This is a genomic window from Novosphingobium sp. PhB55, from assembly GCF_004368805.1.
In the GTDB taxonomy this organism is placed as follows: domain Bacteria; phylum Pseudomonadota; class Alphaproteobacteria; order Sphingomonadales; family Sphingomonadaceae; genus Novosphingobium.
In genome coordinates this window covers 502,585-520,500 of record NZ_SODQ01000001.1, presented here as the reverse complement: position 1 = coordinate 520,500, position 17,916 = coordinate 502,585, and the positions used below count along the sequence as shown (strand labels likewise).

19 protein-coding genes are annotated in these 17,916 nt (G+C 65.0%); 11 read left to right on the top strand and 8 right to left on the bottom strand.

Annotated elements, in window-relative coordinates; translation table 11 throughout:
* Positions 1–58: 58 nt before the first annotated feature.
* The 3 genes from ilvN to miaA all read right to left on the bottom strand — a co-directional run bounded on the left by ilvN (position 59) and on the right by miaA (position 3,562).
* Complete coding sequence (gene ilvN / locus EDF57_RS02465; protein ID WP_054441698.1) at positions 59–577, bottom strand: acetolactate synthase small subunit; 519 nt, start codon at positions 575–577, stop codon at positions 59–61.
* A 31-nt stretch (positions 578–608) separates the two neighbouring features.
* A complete protein-coding gene (ilvB, locus tag EDF57_RS02460; protein WP_132262938.1) occupies positions 609–2,351 on the bottom strand; it encodes a biosynthetic-type acetolactate synthase large subunit in 1,743 nt (580 codons plus the stop codon).
* Positions 2,352–2,569: 218 nt separating this feature from the next.
* Positions 2,570–3,562: a tRNA (adenosine(37)-N6)-dimethylallyltransferase MiaA gene (gene miaA, locus EDF57_RS02455; protein WP_134092963.1), complete on the bottom strand. Its 993-nt coding sequence runs from the start codon at positions 3,560–3,562 to the stop codon at positions 2,570–2,572.
* Here miaA and serB point away from each other — a divergent pair.
* Both serB and EDF57_RS02445 read left to right on the top strand, forming a co-directional pair.
* Positions 3,555–4,439: a phosphoserine phosphatase SerB gene (gene serB, locus EDF57_RS02450; RefSeq protein ID WP_134092962.1), complete on the top strand. Its 885-nt coding sequence runs from the start codon at positions 3,555–3,557 to the stop codon at positions 4,437–4,439. The two genes, miaA and serB, sit on opposite strands and share 8 nt — an antisense overlap.
* Before the next feature lie 14 nt (positions 4,440–4,453).
* Positions 4,454–5,113 carry a DUF1345 domain-containing protein gene (locus tag EDF57_RS02445; protein WP_134092961.1) on the top strand — a complete coding sequence of 220 codons (660 nt, stop codon included), beginning with the start codon at positions 4,454–4,456 and terminating at the stop codon, positions 5,111–5,113.
* 67 nt (positions 5,114–5,180) lie between these two features.
* On the opposite strand, the gene purL is transcribed toward EDF57_RS02445, so the two are convergent.
* Positions 5,181–7,352 carry a phosphoribosylformylglycinamidine synthase subunit PurL gene (gene purL, locus EDF57_RS02440; protein ID WP_134092960.1) on the bottom strand — a complete coding sequence of 724 codons (2,172 nt, stop codon included), beginning with the start codon at positions 7,350–7,352 and terminating at the stop codon, positions 5,181–5,183.
* A 140-nt stretch (positions 7,353–7,492) separates the two neighbouring features.
* Between purL and EDF57_RS02435 the strand changes: the two genes are divergently transcribed.
* The 9 genes from EDF57_RS02435 to tgt all read left to right on the top strand — a co-directional run bounded on the left by EDF57_RS02435 (position 7,493) and on the right by tgt (position 15,089).
* On the top strand, positions 7,493–7,777 hold the full coding sequence (locus EDF57_RS02435) for an exodeoxyribonuclease VII small subunit (protein WP_134093259.1): 285 nt from the start codon (positions 7,493–7,495) through the stop codon (positions 7,775–7,777).
* 3 nt (positions 7,778–7,780) lie between these two features.
* Positions 7,781–8,689, top strand: a complete 909-nt coding sequence (locus EDF57_RS02430) for a farnesyl diphosphate synthase (protein WP_134092959.1) — start codon at positions 7,781–7,783, stop codon at positions 8,687–8,689.
* A complete protein-coding gene (gene coaD, locus EDF57_RS02425) occupies positions 8,689–9,207 on the top strand; it encodes a pantetheine-phosphate adenylyltransferase (protein WP_134092958.1) in 519 nt (172 codons plus the stop codon). The genes EDF57_RS02430 and coaD overlap by 1 nt, the downstream gene beginning before the upstream one ends.
* A 111-nt stretch (positions 9,208–9,318) precedes the next feature.
* Positions 9,319–10,005 carry a peptidylprolyl isomerase gene (locus tag EDF57_RS02420; RefSeq protein WP_132262927.1) on the top strand — a complete coding sequence of 229 codons (687 nt, stop codon included), beginning with the start codon at positions 9,319–9,321 and terminating at the stop codon, positions 10,003–10,005.
* A gap of 54 nt (positions 10,006–10,059) precedes the next feature.
* The gene (gene queA / locus EDF57_RS02415) at positions 10,060–11,094 is read left to right on the top strand and encodes a tRNA preQ1(34) S-adenosylmethionine ribosyltransferase-isomerase QueA (protein ID WP_134092957.1); all 1,035 of its coding nucleotides are present in this window, start codon (positions 10,060–10,062) and stop codon (positions 11,092–11,094) included.
* 42 nt (positions 11,095–11,136) lie between these two features.
* Positions 11,137–12,072 (top strand): ABC transporter ATP-binding protein, encoded by a 936-nt coding sequence (locus tag EDF57_RS02410; RefSeq protein WP_132262923.1) that lies wholly within the window; start codon positions 11,137–11,139, stop codon positions 12,070–12,072.
* Positions 12,069–12,842, top strand: a complete 774-nt coding sequence (locus EDF57_RS02405) for an ABC transporter permease (protein ID WP_134092956.1) — start codon at positions 12,069–12,071, stop codon at positions 12,840–12,842. Before EDF57_RS02410 ends, EDF57_RS02405 begins: the two co-directional genes overlap by 4 nt.
* A gap of 47 nt (positions 12,843–12,889) precedes the next feature.
* Complete coding sequence (locus EDF57_RS02400) at positions 12,890–13,933, top strand: DUF481 domain-containing protein (protein ID WP_243840837.1); 1,044 nt, start codon at positions 12,890–12,892, stop codon at positions 13,931–13,933.
* A gap of 19 nt (positions 13,934–13,952) precedes the next feature.
* Positions 13,953–15,089: a tRNA guanosine(34) transglycosylase Tgt gene (gene tgt / locus EDF57_RS02395; protein ID WP_134092954.1), complete on the top strand. Its 1,137-nt coding sequence runs from the start codon at positions 13,953–13,955 to the stop codon at positions 15,087–15,089.
* Between the two features lie 390 nt (positions 15,090–15,479).
* On the opposite strand, the gene EDF57_RS02390 is transcribed toward tgt, so the two are convergent.
* The 4 genes from EDF57_RS02390 to nrdR all read right to left on the bottom strand — a co-directional run bounded on the left by EDF57_RS02390 (position 15,480) and on the right by nrdR (position 17,906).
* Entirely contained in the window at positions 15,480–15,677 is a 198-nt protein-coding gene (locus EDF57_RS02390) for a hypothetical protein (protein WP_134092953.1), read from the bottom strand.
* A gap of 167 nt (positions 15,678–15,844) precedes the next feature.
* Entirely contained in the window at positions 15,845–16,459 is a 615-nt protein-coding gene (gene rpsD / locus EDF57_RS02385; RefSeq protein WP_021235709.1) for a 30S ribosomal protein S4, read from the bottom strand.
* A gap of 213 nt (positions 16,460–16,672) precedes the next feature.
* Complete coding sequence (locus EDF57_RS02380) at positions 16,673–17,425, bottom strand: RNA methyltransferase (protein ID WP_132262915.1); 753 nt, start codon at positions 17,423–17,425, stop codon at positions 16,673–16,675.
* Positions 17,418–17,906 carry a transcriptional regulator NrdR gene (nrdR, locus tag EDF57_RS02375; RefSeq protein WP_132262913.1) on the bottom strand — a complete coding sequence of 163 codons (489 nt, stop codon included), beginning with the start codon at positions 17,904–17,906 and terminating at the stop codon, positions 17,418–17,420. The genes EDF57_RS02380 and nrdR overlap by 8 nt, the downstream gene beginning before the upstream one ends.
* Positions 17,907–17,916 lie beyond the last annotated feature (10 nt).

Below are 17,916 nucleotides of genomic sequence, written 5' to 3'. Positions count from 1 at the left end.
TGATTAGCGCCGGTGGCGCATGGTCGGTTGGTTCCGGTTTCTGGCCGGAGGATATGGGTTAAGCCTCGTGCGGCCCGCGGATCATCGCGACGATGCCGGTACGGCCGACTTCGACGAGGCCGAGGTCGCGCATCAGCTGCACGAAAGTATCGATCTTGTCCGGCGCGCCGGTCAGTTCGAAGATGAAGCTGCCGGTGGTGGTGTCCACCGCCTTGGCGCGGAAGATGTCGGCCAGACGCAGCGCCTCGACGCGCTTCTCGCCCAGGCCCGCCACCTTGATGAGCGCCAGTTCGCGGGCGACGTGAGGGCCTACCTCGGTGAGGTCGACCACCTTGTGGACCGGCACCAGGCGTTCGAGCTGGGCGTGGATCTGGTCGATCTGGCTCGGCGGGCCGTGCGTGACGATCGTGATCCGGCTCACCGCGTGGTTCTCGGTGATGTCGGCCACGGTAAGGCTGTCGATGTTGTAGCCACGCGCGGTGAACAGGCCGGCGATCTTGGCGAGAATGCCCGCCTCGTTATCGACGGTGATGGTGAGGACGTGGCGTTCCTCGGCCTCTTGCTTGATGTGCATCATGATATGTCTTTCGGATCCTGCGCGCGCGTTCTCAGACCAGAGCCTTGGCTTCGTCGTCCATGGTGCCGGCCACGGTGTCGCCGTAGAGGATCATTTCGGTATGTGCCGCGCCCGAGGGGATCATCGGGAAGCAGTTCGATTCCTTGGCGACCAGGCAGTCGACGATGACGGGACCGTCGTAGTCGATCATTTCCTGGATGCCGGCATCGAGCTGGCTTTCGTTCTCGATGCGGATGCCCTTCCACCCGTAAGCTTCAGCCAGCTTCACGAAATCCGGCAGGCTGTCCGAATAGGACTGCGAGTAGCGGCTCTCGTAAGTGAGTTCCTGCCACTGGCGGACCATGCCCATCCACTCGTTGTTGAGGATGAAGATCTTCACCGGCAGGCGGTACTGGGTGGCGGTGCCCAGTTCCTGGATGTTCATCTGGATCGAGGCGTCACCGGCGATGTCGATGACCAGGCTGTCCGGATTGCCGAGCTGCGCGCCGATCGCGGCGGGCAGGCCGTAGCCCATCGTGCCGAGACCGCCCGAAGTCAGCCACTTGTTCGGACCGAAGAAGTGGAAATACTGCGCCGCCCACATCTGGTGCTGGCCGACTTCGGTGGAGATCACCGGGTCCTTGTCCCTGGTCAGCTCGAACAGGCGCTGGACCGCCAGCTGCGGCATGATCGCCTTCTTCGAAAGCGGGAAGGACAGGCTCTTCTTGCCGCGCCATTCCTCCACGCGGGCCTTCCACGGCGCCAGGTCCTGGCCCTTGCGGTCGCCCCAGAGCGTCAGGATCTGGTCGAGCACGGTGGCGCAGTCGCCGATGATCGGCAGGTCGACGCGAACCGTCTTGTTGATCGAGGCGCGGTCGATGTCGATGTGGATCTTGGTCGAATTCGGCGCAAAAGCGTCGAGACGGCCGGTCACGCGGTCATCGAAACGGGCGCCGACGCAGACGATCAGGTCGGCCTGGTTCATCGCCAGGTTGGCCTCGTAGGTGCCGTGCATGCCCAGCATGCCCAGCCAGTCGGCATGGTCTGCGGGGAAGGCGCCGAGGCCCATGAGGGTGGACGTGACGGGCGCGCCGGTCCTGGCCTGAAGCTCACGCAGCAGGGCGGTGGCGCGCGGGCCGGAGTTGATGACGCCGCCGCCGGTATAGAACACCGGCGCCTTGGCCTTGGCCAGCAGTTCGACCGCCTGCGCGATCTCGTCCGCCGTGCCTTCGGTGCGCGGCGAATAGCGCTGGCGGCGCTGCGCCGGGGCATCGTTCCAGGCGGCGGAGGCGATCTGGACGTCCTTGGGGATGTCGATCAGCACCGGGCCGGGACGGCCGGACGTGGCGATCTGGAACGCCTCGTCGATGATGCCTGCCAGTTCGGCCGGGTCCTTCACCAGGTAGTTATGCTTGGTGCAGTGGCGCGAGATGCCGACCGTGTCCGCTTCCTGGAAAGCGTCCGAGCCGATCAGCGCCGTCGGCACCTGGCCGGTGATGATGACCAGCGGAATCGAATCCATGAAAGCATCGGCAATACCGGTGATGGCATTGGTTGCGCCCGGGCCCGAGGTGACGAGAACGACGCCGGGCTTGCCGGTCGAACGCGCATAACCTTCGGCTGCGTGGGCCGCGCCGGCTTCGTGGCGGACCAGGATGTGCCGAAGTCGCTCGTCGCCGAATAGAGCATCGTAGATCGGTAGCACGGCGCCGCCGGGATACCCGAATACGAATTCGACCCCCTGCTTGACCAGGCTTTCGACCAGGATGTTCGCGCCGCTGCGCTCTTCAGTCACAACACATTCCTTTACCGATTCGTGGGCGTTTCCCGAGGGAAGGGCTGCCCTTCGAATATTGCGCGCCACGAAGGTCGCGCATTACCAAAAAACCATAGCGCGCCCTTGGGCGAACTATAATGAAACCGACCCGACACGACGGGCGCCGTGCCGGGTCCTCCCTCTCCTCCCTGCATACTTTCATCAGCAGGTGAGGGCGCTCTAAGGGGCCGAAAATATTACGTCAACCCCATAACGTGAAATAATCTATCTTGAAGGGTTTTTTGGTCGAAATATTCGAACTCGATCCTTGCCCAATCTTGCGGGGGCTGGTGGCGCAACCAGGTGAACTGGCGCTTGGCGTAGTTGCGGGTGGCCTGCGATCCCCGGGCCACGGCCTCCTCCAGCACACTTTCCCCGCGCAGAACGGCGGCGAGTTCCGGCACGCCGATGGCGCGCATCACCGGCAGGTCGGGATCGAGGCCGCGCGCGAGCAGCCTTTCCACTTCGGTGGCGGCGCCGCGCTCGATCATGCGCGCGAACCGCAAGTCGCAGCGGCGGTAGAGGGCCTGGCGTTCGGGAAGCAGGATTGCGGCGTGAAGGGAGACATCGCTGCCGATGCCGCCGCTGGTCCGGGCCTGCCAGTGAGCAATCGGCAGGCCGGTAGAGCGGACGACCTCCAGGGCGCGGGCGATGCGTGCGCTGTCTGCGGGAGCGAGGCGCGCGGCGCGTTCGGGGTCCTCGCCCTGCAAGGCGGCATAGGCCTCGGCAACGGGGAGGGCGCGGACCGCGTCGCGCACTTCCGGATCGATTGGGGGGACCGGAGCGATGCCGTCCAGGAGCGTGCGTATATAAAGGCCGGTGCCGCCCACCAGCACGGGCACGGCGCCCTCGGCATGGACTGCGGCGATGGCCGCGCGCGCGGCGCGGGCCCATTCGGCGGCGGAGCAGGTCTCGGCCCCGTCCCAGGCGCCGAACAGGCGGTGCTCTATGCCGCCCATTTCCTCCGCCGTGGGGCGGGCGCTGAGCACGGTCAGGTCGGCATAGACCTGCGAACTGTCGGCATTGACGACCACGGCCCGCCGACCGCGCCGTTCCAGCTCCTGTGCCAGCGCCACGGCACAATCGCTCTTGCCGCTGGCGGTTGGCCCTGCGATGAGCGCGAGGGGTGGCTTTTCGCGGCCGCCAGTGGAATTTTCATACGCAGCTTCAAGGGAATTCGCAGTGCTCATTGCGCGGCTGATAGCAGAACCGGACCACCTCTCGGCAAGAATCGATGCGGCGCGGGCCGAAATGCAGGAAAGCGGTGTGCGGCTCGCTTCGGCGGCGATGCTCGATTTCTGCGGCAAGACCATGCAGCTTGCCTCGCCCGACGATGATGCCGCCGCGCTGCGCAAGGCCCTGGACGACCATTTCTCGCCGACCGACGGCCTGGTCTGCGATCATGAGCCGACGATTCCCGGGCTATTCATCTCCGACATGGATTCGACCATGATCGGCCAGGAATGCATCGACGAACTGGGTGACTTCGCGGGCCTCAAGGAGCGCATCGCCGAGATCACCGAGCGGGCCATGCAGGGCGAACTGGACTTCGAGCAAGCCCTTCTGGAACGAGTCGGGCTGCTCAGGGGCCTTTCGGTCGGCGCCATCGAGGAATGCCTCGCCAGCCGCATCCGGCCGATGCCGGGCGCGCGCACGCTGGTGGAGACGCTCAAGAAGTTCGGCTGCCGCACCGTTCTGGTGACCGGCGGCTTCCACCACTTCGCCGATCCGGTCGCCGCGCAGCTCGGCTTCGAGCATGTGGTCGGCAATCGGCTGGAAGTGGCCGACGGCAAGCTGACGGGCGGCCTTGCCGGCCCGATCGTCGACAGCGCGGTCAAGAAGGCGACGCTGCTGGCCGAGATGGCGGCGCTGGGCGACGACGTCACCAGCCTTGCCACGGGCGACGGCGCGAACGACATTCCCATGCTGGAAGCCGCGACTTACGGTATCGCCTATCACGCCAAGCCCAAGGCGCGCGCTGCGGCGAACGGCTGGGTCGACCGCGGCGATCTCACCAGCGTGCTGCGGCTGCTCGGCATCGACGAGCAGGAATGGGTTCGCATCTAGGAAAGGCGACGATGATGGCCGGCGATGAAACCTCTTTTCTCAGTCGGCTGTCTCACCCGCGCTATCTGCTGTTCCTGGCCGCGCTTCTGCTCTCGCCCTGGCCGCTGCTGTCCCTGATGCGCAAGGTCGAGGCGGTCGTTACCGCGTTCGATCTGGCCGTGATCGTCTTCACCCTGAGCTGCATCCCGCTATGGCGCGGCGGCACGGCCGATGTGATGCGCCGTCAGGCCAAGCGCGACGATGCGGGGCAGGTCCTCCTGCTTCTGCTGACCGGGCTGATATCCTCGATCATTCTCGCCGCGCTCGGCACTCTGGTGCTCGACAACCAGAGCCTCGTGCCCGGCGAGATTGCGCTGCTGGTGGTGACGCTGCTGGCCTGCTGGACTTTCGCCAACCTCATCTACGCCTTCCATTACGCGCGGCTCTATTATTCCTCCCGGGACGGCGGAGATCACGAAGGCCTGGACTTCCCCGGCGGCTGCGTGCCCGATTTTGCCGACTTCGTGAACTTCGCCTTCGTGATCGGCATGACCTGCCAGACCGCGGACATCGAGATCACCGATTCGGACCTGCGGCGGGTTTCCACCTTCCACGGCCTGTTCGCTTTCGCCTTCAACCTCGGCATCCTGGCATTGACGGTGAACGTGCTGGCCTCTTCCACTGGCGGCGGTTGACCGAGCAGAAAAAAAGGGCGCCCGTCGGGGCGCCCTTTTTCCGGTTCCGTTCCGGGAGGAAGAGCGATCAGCCCTCCATCCAGTCCCTGAAGAACGCTTCGTTGGCGTCGCGAAGATCGCTGACTTCGTTGCCGGCGACCTTGGTGCCCGCAACGGTGCCGATCCGGCGCGCGCCGGGCAGTTCGGTGCCGGCGGGGGCGGTAACGAGGTAGCGGCTCTGGTCTTCGCCGAAGGCCTCGGCCGTGGTCAGTTCCACGTCGAGATTGCAGCCGAGGCCGCTGGCAAGCGCCATTTCGGCCAGGGCCACGAGCAGGCCGCCGTCGCTGACGTCATGGACCGCGGTAACCTTGTCCGCGCCGATCCACTCGCGGATCGCGGCGCCGTTTTCGGCCTCGACCGTGAGATCGACCTTGGGTGCTTCGCCGGCTTCCTGGCCCGCGATCTCGCGCAGCCAGAGCGACTGGCCGAGGTGCGAACCGAGCTTGCCCTCAGGCGCGCCGAGCAGGAAGATCTCGTCGCCGACGTTCTTGAAGGCAACGGTCGCCATCTTCTCGTGGTCGGCCAGGATGCCCACGCCGCCGATCGCCGGGGTCGGCAGGATCGCCGAGCCGCCGCCGGTGGCCTTCGATTCGTTGTAGAGCGAGACGTTGCCCGAGACGATCGGATAGTCGAGCGCGCGGCAGGCATCGCCCATGCCGTTCAGGCAGCCGACGATCTGCGCCATGATTTCGGGGCGCTGCGGGTTCGCGAAGTTCAGGCAGTTGGTGATGGCGAGCGGAAGGCCGCCCACCGCGCTGATGTTGCGATAAGTCTCGGCCACGGCCTGCTTGCCGCCCTCATAAGGGTCGGCGTAGCAATAGCGGGGCGAGCAGTCGGTGCTGATCGCCAGCGCCTTGGGCGTGTTGTGGATGCGCACCACGGCCGCGTCGCCGCCGGACTTCTGCATCGTGTCGCCGCCGACCTGGCTGTCGTACTGTTCCCAGATCCACTTGCGCGAGGCGAGGTCGACCGTGCCCATCAGCTTGAGCAGATCGGCGCCGATGTCGGCGCTTTCCGCCACGTCGCCCAGGGCCGGAACTTTGGCCCAGGCCTTGTATTCTTCCGGCGAAACGTAGGGACGCTCGTATTCCGGCGCGTCGTCGGCCAGCGGGCCGAGCGGGATGTCGCAGACCACTTCGCCGTCGAATTCGAGAACCATGTGGCCGGTGTCGGTCACTTCGCCGATCACCGCGAAGTCGAGTTCCCACTTCTTGAAGATCGCCTCGGCCATCGGCTCCTTGCCGGGCTGGAGCACCATGAGCATGCGCTCCTGGCTTTCCGAGAGCATCATCTCGTAAGGCGTCATCGCCTCTTCGCGGCAGGGCACATTGTTCATGTTCAGGCGAATGCCGGCGCCGCCCTTGCTGGCCATTTCGACCGACGAGGAGGTGAGGCCGGCCGCGCCCATGTCCTGGATCGCGACGATCGCGTCGGTGGCCATGAGTTCGAGGCAGGCCTCGATCAGCAGCTTTTCGGTGAAGGGATCGCCCACCTGCACGGTCGGGCGCTTCTCGTCCGAATGCTCGTCGAAATCGGCCGAAGCCATGGTGGCGCCGTGGATGCCGTCACGGCCGGTCTTGGAGCCGACGTAGACGATGGGGTTACCGAGGCCGGTGGCGGCCGAGTAGAAGATCTTGTCCGTATCGGCAACGCCCACGGTCATGGCGTTGACCAGGATGTTGCCGTCGTAAGCCTTGTGGAAGTTCGTCTCGCCGCCGACGGTGGGCACGCCCACGCAGTTGCCGTAGGAGCCGATGCCTTCGACCACGCCCTGCACCAGGTGCTTCATCTTCGGATGCTCGGGGCGCCCGAAGCGCAGGGCGTTCATGTTGGCGACCGGGCGGGCGCCCATGGTGAAGACGTCGCGCAGAATGCCGCCGACGCCGGTGGCGGCGCCCTGGAAAGGCTCGATGTAGCTGGGGTGGTTGTGGCTTTCCATCTTGAAGATGGCGGCCTGCCCGTCGCCGATGTCGATGACGCCCGCATTCTCGCCGGGGCCGCAGATGACCCAGGGAGCCTTCGTGGGCAGCTGCTTCAGGTGGAAGCGGCTCGACTTGTACGAGCAGTGCTCGGACCACATGACCGAGAAGATGCCAAGCTCAACCAGGTTGGGCTCTCGGCCGAGCGCGTTCAGGACCCGCTCGTATTCCTCGGAATTGAGGCCATGCGCCTCGACGACATCGGGAGTGATTTCGGACATGCGACGCGCCTTAGCGCCGAGCGTGGCGCTTCGCTAGACGTAAAAACGAGGCCATTTCGCCGTGCCCCTCGCCGTTTGCCGAAGTGCCGTCCCCCAGTCCCGCCTTGACCGCCGAACGCGGCCGCTCCATTGCGGTGGGCATGACTGAGAACAGTGCTGAAATTGGCGCCCCCAATAGTGCCGGCCCGGATATTGCGGGCATGAGTTTCGAAGATGCGCTGCGTGCGCTGGAGGACGTGGTGCGTCGCCTCGAAAGCGGCGATGTGCCGCTCGACGACTCGATCACGCTCTACGAAAGCGGCGAAGCGCTGCGCCAGCATTGCCAGAAGCGGCTCGATGCCGCGCAGGCACGGATCGAGCGCATCGTCGCCGGGCCGGATGGGGCTCCGGCAGGAACCCAGCCGTTCGACGCGGCGGATCGCTGATTCGTGAGTGAGGTCGCCGTGACCGATCCGATCCTTTTCGAAGGCCTCGCCCGCATAGCCGAGGAAATCGACGGCGCCTTCGATGCGCTGCTGCCGGTTCCCGACGATGCGCGGGCACGGCTGGTGGAGGCCATGCGCTACGCCGCGATCGGCGGCGGCAAGCGTTTGCGGCCGCTGCTGCTCGCCGGAGTCGCGGAAATGTACGGCGTCGTGCGCGAGGCGGCGATTCGCGCAGCCATCGCCATCGAATCGATCCACGTCTATTCGCTGATCCATGATGACCTGCCGTGCATGGACGATGACGCCCTGCGCCACGGCAAGCCCACGCTTCATCTCGCCTTCGACGAGGCCACGGCCGTGCTGGCGGGCGACTCGCTCCATGCCTTCGCTTTCGAGGTGCTGGGCGATCCGGCCACGAGCGCGGATCCCTTCACCCGCATCGAACTCGTGCAGGCGCTGGGTCATGCCAGCGGTGCGCAGGGCATGGCCGGCGGGCAGATGATGGACCTCGTGGCCGAGACCAGCGAATTCGATCTCCAGACCGTCACGCGGCTGCAGCAGCTCAAGACCGGCGCGCTGCTGGGCGCGGCGGTGGAGATGGGTGCTATCCTCGGGCGCCTGCCGCCGGAAGGCCGCGCCCACTTGCGCGGCTATGCGCGGGACATCGGCCTCGCCTTCCAGATCGCGGACGACCTCATCGATCATGAGGGCGACGCTTCCGTCGCCGGCAAGGCCGTGGGCAAGGACGCCACGGCGGGCAAGGAGACGTTCGTCTCGCTGCTCGGCCCGGATCGCGCCCGCGAACAGGCCCGCATGCTGGTCGAACAGGCTATCGGCCACCTGGCGCAGCACGGCAAGGAAGCCGACCTGCTGCGTGCCGTGGCGCGCTATATCATCGAGAGGGATCATTGATGAGCCTTGGTGAACGTATCGGGGTCTATCCCGGCACTTTCGATCCCATCACGCTGGGCCATGCCGATATCATCCGGCGCGGCGCCAAGCTGGTCGACCGCCTGATTATCGGCGTGACGACGAACCCTTCGAAGAATCCGCTGTTCACGCCCGAAGAACGCATGGCCATGGTCGAGCGCGAAGTGGCGGCGCTGGGGATCGAGAACGTCACCGTGGTAGGCTTCCACGCGCTGCTGATGAAGTTCGCGCAGAAGCAGGGGGCCAGCGTCATCGTGAGGGGGCTGCGCGCCGTCGCGGACTTCGAGTACGAGTACCAGATGGCGGGCATGAACCAGCAGCTCAATCCCTCCATCGAGACGGTGTTCCTGATGGCGGACGTCAGCCTCCAGCCGATCGCCTCCAAGCTGGTCAAGGAAATCGCCATGTTCGGCGGGGAAATCGCCAAGTTCGTGAGCCCCGCCGTGCGCGAGGACGTGATGGCGAGAGTCTCCCGCAACGGTCTCCTCGGCGACTACTGAGAACCTCGCAGAACCCTTCACGCGGTCCTTGCGACAAATTCATTCATTGTCACGTCAGCAGCGGGGCACTATCGCCCCTGGCCTGAACGGCTTCCTTCCTGTGAGTATTCGATGACGTTTCGCCTGACCCTTACCGCGACGATGATCGGCCTGGCGCTGGCGGCTACGCCTGCTCTGGCCAAGAAGAAGGAAGATCCGACCCCGACGCCGCCGGTGGCAGCGCTGCCCACTTTCGTCGATCCCGACGTCACGCACCAGCCCGAGAACGTGCTCCTGCTCGATCTCTCGGACGGTGGCCGCGTCGCCATTCGGCTCATGCCGGAATGGGCGCCGCATCACGTCGAGCGGGTCAAGACGCTGGCGGCGCAGGGCTTCTACAACGGCCAGATCTTCCACCGCGTGATCGACGGCTTCATGGCGCAGACCGGTGATCCGACGGGTACCGGGCAGGGCGGCTCGCAGCTTCCCGACCTCACCGCCGAATTCAACGCGATGCCGCATGTTCGCGGCACCGTCTCGATGGCCCGCACCAACGAGCCGAACAGCGCCAACAGCCAGTTCTTCATCGTGTTCTACCCGCGCTTCTCGCTGGACCGTAAGTACACGAACTTCGGCCGCGTGATTTCGGGCATGCAGTACGTCGACGCGATCCAGCGCGGCGAGCCGCCGCAGAACCCGACGAAGATCGTCCAGGCTTCGCTGGCTTCCGAGCACAAGGCACCGCCGCCGGTTGCTCCGGTCGCCCCGGCGCCGCAGTCGATCACGGCCGACCAGCTCAGCAAGTCGAAGTCGAACTGACCTGACGCGAAAAATGGATGACGCCGCGTGTGAGCGCCCCTAGAGGGGCGCTCCATGCGCGTTGACCTTTTCGACTTCGACCTTCCGCCTGAGAACATCGCCCTGCGTCCTGCGCGTCCACGCGATTCGGCGCGGATGCTGGTGGTGCAGGGGCGCGATGCAGGCCCGATGGCCGAACGCGTCGTGCGCGATCTTCCCGGCGAACTGCGCGCCGGCGACGTCCTGGTCTTCAACGATACCCGCGTCATTCCCGCCCAGCTCGAAGGGCGCCGGGGAGAAGCGCGGATCGGCGCCACCCTGCACAAGCGCATGGACTTGCGCCGCTGGCAGGCTTTCGTCCGCAATGCCAAGCGCCTGAAAGCCGGCGACCGCATCGAATTTCCTGCCGACGTCACGGCACTTGCCGAAGAGCGGCACGATGACGGCAGCTGGACCTTGCACTTCGAAGGCGAGGAGCCCGTCGAAGTCCTGCTCGAAAGGGCAGGGCGCATGCCGCTGCCGCCCTATATCGCCGGCAAGCGCGAGACCGACGAGCAGGACGCCAGCGACTACCAGACCATGTTCGCGCGCGAAAAGGGCGCCGTCGCGGCGCCCACCGCGGCGCTGCATTTCACGCCCGAACTCATCGAGCGGCTGGATGCGGCAGGCGTGAAGCGCGAGACGCTCACGCTCCATGTCGGCGCGGGGACCTTCCTCCCGGTCAAGGCCGAGGAGACCGCGGACCACCGCATGCATGCCGAATGGGGCCGGATCGACGCAGAGACAGCGAACCGTCTCAACGCCGCGCGCGCGGCGGGCGGCCGGGTCATCGCGGTCGGCACCACCAGCCTGCGCCTGCTCGAAAGCGCGACCGGGGAGGACGATGTGATTCGTCCCTTCGAAGGCGATACCGCGATCTTCATCACCCCCGGCTACCGCTTCAAGGCGATCGACGGGCTGATGACCAACTTCCACTTGCCGAAATCCACGCTGTTCATGCTGGTCTCGGCGCTGATGGGACTGGAGCGGATGCAGGAAGTCTACGCCCATGCCATCGGCGAGGGTTACCGCTTCTATTCCTACGGAGATTCCAGTCTACTTTTACCCTGAGGGGACTTGGAACTGTCACCGGTTTCGCGCATCACGCGCTCCATGGAACCCATTCTCGAAATCAGCGGCCTGACCAAGACTTACGCCGGGGGCTTCACCGCGCTCCAGGGCGTGGACCTCACGATCAACAAGGGCGAGATCTTCGCACTGCTCGGCCCCAATGGTGCCGGCAAGACCACGCTGATCGGCGCCGTCTGCGGCCTGGTCCGACCGAGCAGCGGGACGATCCGCGCTTTCGGAGAGGACATGACTCACGGCTGGCGCGCATTGCGTGCCCGCATCGGTCTGGTGCCGCAGGAACTGGCGACCGACATGTTCGAGACGGTCCTCCATTCCGTCAACTATTCGCGCGGGCTGTTCGGGCTGGCGCCCGATGCCGCGCGGATCGAGGAAATCCTGCGCGCGCTCAGCCTGTGGGACAAGCGCAAGTCGCAGATCCGCGCGCTTTCCGGCGGCATGAAGCGGCGCGTGTTGATCGCCAAGGCGCTGGCGCACGAACCGGACCTGCTGTTCCTGGACGAGCCGACCGCCGGCGTCGACGTGGAACTGCGACGCGACATGTGGGCGCAGATCGCCCAACTCCGTGACCGCGGCACCACGATCATCCTCACCACGCACTATATCGAAGAGGCCGAGGAGATGGCCGACCGCGTCGGGATCATCCAGGCCGGCAGCATCCGCATGGTCGAGGACACCCGCTCGCTGATGAAGCGGCTGGGCCGTACCGAGGCGCATATCGGCCTTCCCGTGCCGCTGCCCGCCATTCCCGCGGCCCTGGCGGACTACAACCTCACGCTCGCGGACGACGGGCTGGAACTGGTCTATCGCGGCGGCGACGGTTCGGGCGGCGGCAAGGCGCAAGTGGCGCAGCTGACCAAGGACCTGGTCGCGAACGGCATCGACTATACCGCCATCGACATTCGCGAATCGAGCCTCGAAGACATCTTCGTCGACCTTCTGGAAGGAGCGGCGGCATGATCGCCTTCAACGCACGCAGCACCTGGACCATCTACAAGCGCGAGGTCATGCGGGCTCTGCGCACGGCCATGCAGTCGATCCTCGGGCCGGTGCTGACGACCGTGCTCTACTTCGTCGTGTTCGGCGCGGCGATCGGCAGCAAGATGGATTCGGGCATGGCCGGGGTGAACTACGGCGCCTTCATCGTGCCGGGCCTGCTGCTGCTGACCCTGCTCAGCGAAAGTACCTCGAACGGCAGCTTCGGCATCTACATGCCGCGCTTCACCGGCGCGATCTACGAGCTGCTTTCGGCGCCCGTCGGCGTGGCCGAGACGCTGATCGGCTTCGTGGGTGCAGCGGCCACCAAGTCGCTGATCCTGGCCGCCATCATCCTCACCACCGCCACGTTCTTCGTCGACTATACGGTGGCCCATCCGTTCTATGCGCTGGGCTTCATCCTGCTGGTTTCGGCGAGCTTCTCGCTGTTCGGCTTCATCCTGGGCATCTGGGCGGACAGTTTCGAAAAGCTGGGCATCGTTCCGGTGCTGTTCATCGTGCCGCTGACATTCTTGGGCGGCACCTTCTACTCCATCGACCTGCTCCCCGAGCCCTGGCGGTCTGTGGCGATGGCAAATCCGGTCGTCTATCTGGTCAACGGACTGCGCTGGTGCTTCTATGGCAGTTCCGATTTCCCGATCGGCCTGTCGCTGGGCATGACGCTGGGCTTCCTGGCGCTGTGCGTCAGCTTCATCGCCTGGATCTTCCGCACGGGGTGGCGCCTGCGCGCCTGAATCGGTAATATCGTGACATGACAATGCGTTCGGCTGTTTGTTTTAGTGTGCCTGCTCTGTTCATCGCCGTCTCGGCGCAGGCCCAGGAACCCCTGTCGGTTCAGTTTCAGCCCTATCATTTCGAGACTTTCCCCGAGCTGGAACTGGTGCCGCTGTTCCCCGTCGAGGAACTGCCGGTGCGCCTCGAACTGCCGGACTATGTCGCTCCGCCGCCTTACATCGCCGTGTCGCCGCCGCGCCTGCCGGGCAATGTGAAATCGATGCTCGAAGCGGCGGTCAAGACCAAGGACTCCGCCGTCGTCGGTGCCGTGGTGAAGGCCGCGCTCTCCACGCAGCCTTATGACAAGGACGAGATCCGCGCGATCCACCAGGCGTTCCTGGATGCGAACGCCCAGGAGATCGCGGACAAGGCGAACGCCGAAAGGGAGCGCATCCGCCGCGCCGCGCTGCTGGAGCTGTGGACCGGCAAGGTCGAGCTGGGCGCCTTCCGCGCAACCGGCAATACCAGCAATTTCGGCTATACCGGCGCGGTCAAGCTCGATCGCAAGGGGCTCAACTGGCAGCACACCGTGCAGCTCAATGCCGACTATCAGAAGGACCGCGGGGTCGTTTCGCGCGAGCAGTACGGGGCCAGCTACCAGCCGCGCTACACGCTGAACGACGGCCTCTTCACATATGGCCGCGTGCAATACGAAAAGGACCGGATCCAGGGCTTCCTCGACCGTTACTCGCTGTCCGGCGGTCTCGGCTACCGCGTCCTGAAGCGCGACAATGTGACGCTCTCGCTGGAAGTCGGACCGGCGCTTCGCCGCACGCGCTATGTAACCGTGCCGCAGGAAACGACATGGTCGGGACTGACATCGATCGATTTCGACTGGCAGGTCGGGCCGACGATCAAGCTGACCCAGGATGCCTCGTCCTATATCGAAACCGGCAACAGTACCTTCACCTCGGCCACCGGCCTCGAAGCCGGCATGGCCAAAGGGCTGAAGGCGCGGATGTCCTATTCGATCGAGCATGAAACCTCGCCGCCGGACGGATCGCTGCGGACCGACACGATCTCGCGCTTCTCACTGGTCTACGGCTTCTGAAGGCTGTAACGGGCGGCGCATGAACCCCCGTTTCGAATTCTCCATCCACGCCACCGACGGCAAGGCCCGCACCGGCGTCATCAAGATGCGTCGCGGCGAAATCCGCACGCCCGCCTTCATGCCGGTGGGTACCGCTGCCACCGTGAAGGCGATGAAGCCGCAGGACGTGCGCGCCACCGGCGCCGACATCATCCTGGGCAATACCTACCACCTCATGCTGCGCCCCGGCGCCGAGCGCGTCGCGCGGCTTGGCGGATTGCACAAGTTCATGAACTGGGATCGCCCGATCCTGACGGACAGCGGCGGCTATCAGGTCATGAGCCTCTCGGATCTGCGCAAGATCACGGAGAACGGCGTGACGTTCGCCAGCCACCTCGACGGATCGCGCCACTTGCTGACGCCCGAGCGCTCGATGGAGATCCAGCGTCTGCTCGGCTCGGACATCGTCATGTGCTTCGACGAGTGCCCGAAGATCGACCAGCCGCGTGACGTGATCGCGCGCTCGATGGAAATGTCGATGCGCTGGGCGAAGCGCAGCCGCGACGGTTTCGACAGCGGCGGCGAGCATGCGGCCAATTCGGCGCTGTTCGGCATCCAGCAGGGCGCGCTCGACGAAGGTCTGCGCAAGGCGAGCGCCGATGCGCTCACCGACATCGGTTTCGACGGCTATGCCATCGGCGGTCTTGCCGTGGGCGAAGGACAGGAGGCGATGTTCGCCACGCTCGAATTCGCACCGGGCCAGCTTCCGGCCGACCGTCCACGCTACCTGATGGGCGTGGGCAAGCCCGACGATCTGGTGGGCGCCGTGGAGCGCGGGGTAGACATGTTCGATTGCGTTCTGCCCAGCCGTTCGGGGCGCAACGGCCAGGCCTTTACCTGGAACGGCCCGCTGAACTTGCGCAATGCCCGCCATGCCGAGGACAACAATCCGTTGGACGAGCGCTGCAAGTGCCCGACTTGCGGGACCTACAGCCGGGCCTACCTCTATCACCTCGTCAAGTCCGGCGAGATCCTCGGCGCCATGTTGATGACCGAGCACAATATCTCGTTCTACCAGCAGCTCATGCAGGGCATGCGCGACGCCATCGCCGCAGGCACTTTCGCGCAGTTCGCGGCCGATTTCCGCCGCGATTATTTCGCCGGACGCGAAGGGTAGCCTGAAAGGGGCGTGCCGGTCTCCTTCCGGCATGATGGGAGCTTGGGGCGAGGCGGAGGTGATGTTCCGGGGCTAATCCCAAGAGGCCAGCCCAATTCGTCGCTCTCCTAAGCCGCCACACACACACCCTTCGTCATTGCGAGCGTAGCGAAGCAATCCAGAGTCGCGCAGAGCCGCCTGGATTGCTTCGCTACGCTCGCAATGACGATGTGTATTGGGCAACCGACATGGTATCAGCAGGCGCGATCACAATTTGCGAAGTTCGCATCGCGTCGGCAGTGCGTTGGTGGCGCATCGCGCGGACTCGGCTTCGAGCATCCGGAATAACCCGGCGCTACTGATCCAAGGCTGTCAGCGAGGCCCAAAGGCCCGCATACTCACCACCCTAGATCAGGCGGGCTCCAATCCCTCTTCCAGGTCCTCATGAAGCGCGCCGATCTCTAGCTTGGTGCCGACGTACGTCACAAAGCGTCCGGTTCTGGAATCGAGGAATCCGGCACCGATCTCGGCCGCGAACTGCTTGGCGGTTTCGAGGTCGGGGTACCATTTGCCAGTGCGATTGGGAGTGATGAAACGATATCGGGACATGATGCAGGTCTAATGCACAAGTTCCATGTCCGTTCCCTGACAGAACCAACGATTCGGCGCGGTTTTTCAGCGTTTTGGCGCAGCAAAAATAAGACTGCGCAGGGCAACAAAAAGGGCGGCTCCACGAGGGAGCCGCCCTTCCTATTTCTGGCCGATAGGCCCGAAACTTAGCGCGAGTAGAACTCGACGACCAGGTTCGGTTCCATCTTCACCGGATAGGGCACTTCGTCCAGCGAGGGAACGCGAACGAAGGTCACCTTGTCGGTGCCGTCCTGAGCGACGTAGTCGGGGACTTCACGCTCGGGAAGGTTCTGGGCTTCGATGATCAGCGCCATTTCCTTGGCCTTGTTGCCCAGGCTGATGACGTCGCCGACCTTCACGCGACGCGAAGCGATGTTGCACTTCACGCCGTTGACGCGGATGTGGCCGTGCGAAACGATCTGGCGAGCCGCAAAGATGGTGGGCGCGAACTTCGAACGGTACACGACCATGTCCAGGCGCTGCTCGAGCAGGCCGATCAGGTTCTGGCCGGTGTCGCCCTTCATGCGCGAGGCTTCCTGGTAGGTAGCCTTGAACTGCTTCTCGGTCACGTCGCCGTAGTAGCCCTTGAGCTTCTGCTTGGCGCGCAGCTGCAGACCGTAGTCAGACAGCTTGCCCTTGCGGCGCTGGCCGTGTTGGCCAGGGCCATAGCTGCGGCGGTTGACCGAGCTCTTCGGGCGACCCCAGATGTTCTCGCCCATGCGGCGGTCGAGTTTGTACTTGGCGCTTTTACGCTTCGACATAAGTCGTTCTCCTTTTCTGCTGCCGCTGCCACGGTGGAAGCGGTCCATGTTTTCCCGGGGCGCACCATTCCGCCTAATATGCGGAATGCGGCCGCCGCTTCACCGGGGTGCGGGGCCGAATGGACAGACCTGTCAAGAAGGCAGGCGCCATGTGAAGGGGTGCCCCATACGGGCTCGGGCAGGAATGTCAAGCGAGATGGGTGGAAAACCCCCTCAATCTCGCGGGCGACGCTTGTTTCCGAGGGCAGAGAGCACACCGCGAAGGGTGCGCACTTCGAGGTGATTCCAGCCCGGCTTCGTGAGAAGATTGCGCAAGGTCAGCCGGTTGGCCGCCGCGCGCGTTTCGGGCCAGAAATAGTTCTTGGGTTCGAGCAATTGCTCGAAGTGGCCGATGAGGCCTTCCAATTCGTCTTGCGGGGCAGGGGGGAGCAATTCCTCCTGCGTGGGCTGCGCGAGTTCGCCGGACGCCGCCGCGCCCTTCGACCATTCGTAAGCGCAGAGAATCACCGCCTGCGCCAGGTTGAGCGAGGCGAACTCGGGATTGATCGGCACCGTCAGGATCGCGCGGGCGAGCGCGACGTCCTCGGTCTCCAGGCCCGAACGCTCCGGGCCGAAGACATAGGCCGAGCGGGCGCCGGTGGCTTCCGCTGCGGCGTGGATTTCACGCGCGGCCTGCTCGGGGGTGACGACGGGCTTGGTGACGCCGCGCTTGCGCACGGTGGTGGCGTAGACATTGGCGCAGTCTGCCACGGCTTCGGCCAGCGTCTCGAAGACTTCCGCTTGCTCCAGGACAACGTCGGCACCCGCCGCAGCCGGACCGGCAGAGGGATTGGGCCACCCGTCGCGCGGGGAGACCAGGCGCATTTCCACGAGGCCGAAATTCAGCATGGCGCGCGCGGCCTTGCCGATGTTCTCGCCCAGTTGCGGGCGGACCAGCACGACGACCGGCTTGTTCACGTCAGTCATTCTTGCTGCCTTCCATGGCGCCCGGACCCGCGACATCGCGGACTGTTCCGGCAAATTCCTCGAAGTCACGCGCTTCGTTGAAGGCGCGGTAGACCGAGGCGAAGCGGATATAGGCAACGGAATCGAGCTGGCGCAGGCCTTCCATCACCATTTCCCCGATCTCGCGCGAGGATACTTCCGATTCCCCCAGGGTCTCGACCTGGCGCTGCACGCCGGAGACGAGTTGGTCGATCTTCTCGCGCTCGATACCGCGCTTGCGGCAGGCGAGAGTGGCCGACTGCTCGATCTTGGCGCGGTCGAACGGTTCGCGGGTGTCGTCGCTCTTCACCACGGTGATTTCGCGAAGCTGCACACGCTCGAAAGTCGTGAACCGCGCGCCGCAGCTTGAACACTGGCGGCGGCGGCGGATCGCGGTATTGTCCTCGGTCGGGCGGCTGTCCTTGACCTGGGAATCGTCGTGAGCGCAAAAAGGACAGCGCATTCAGTCAGCT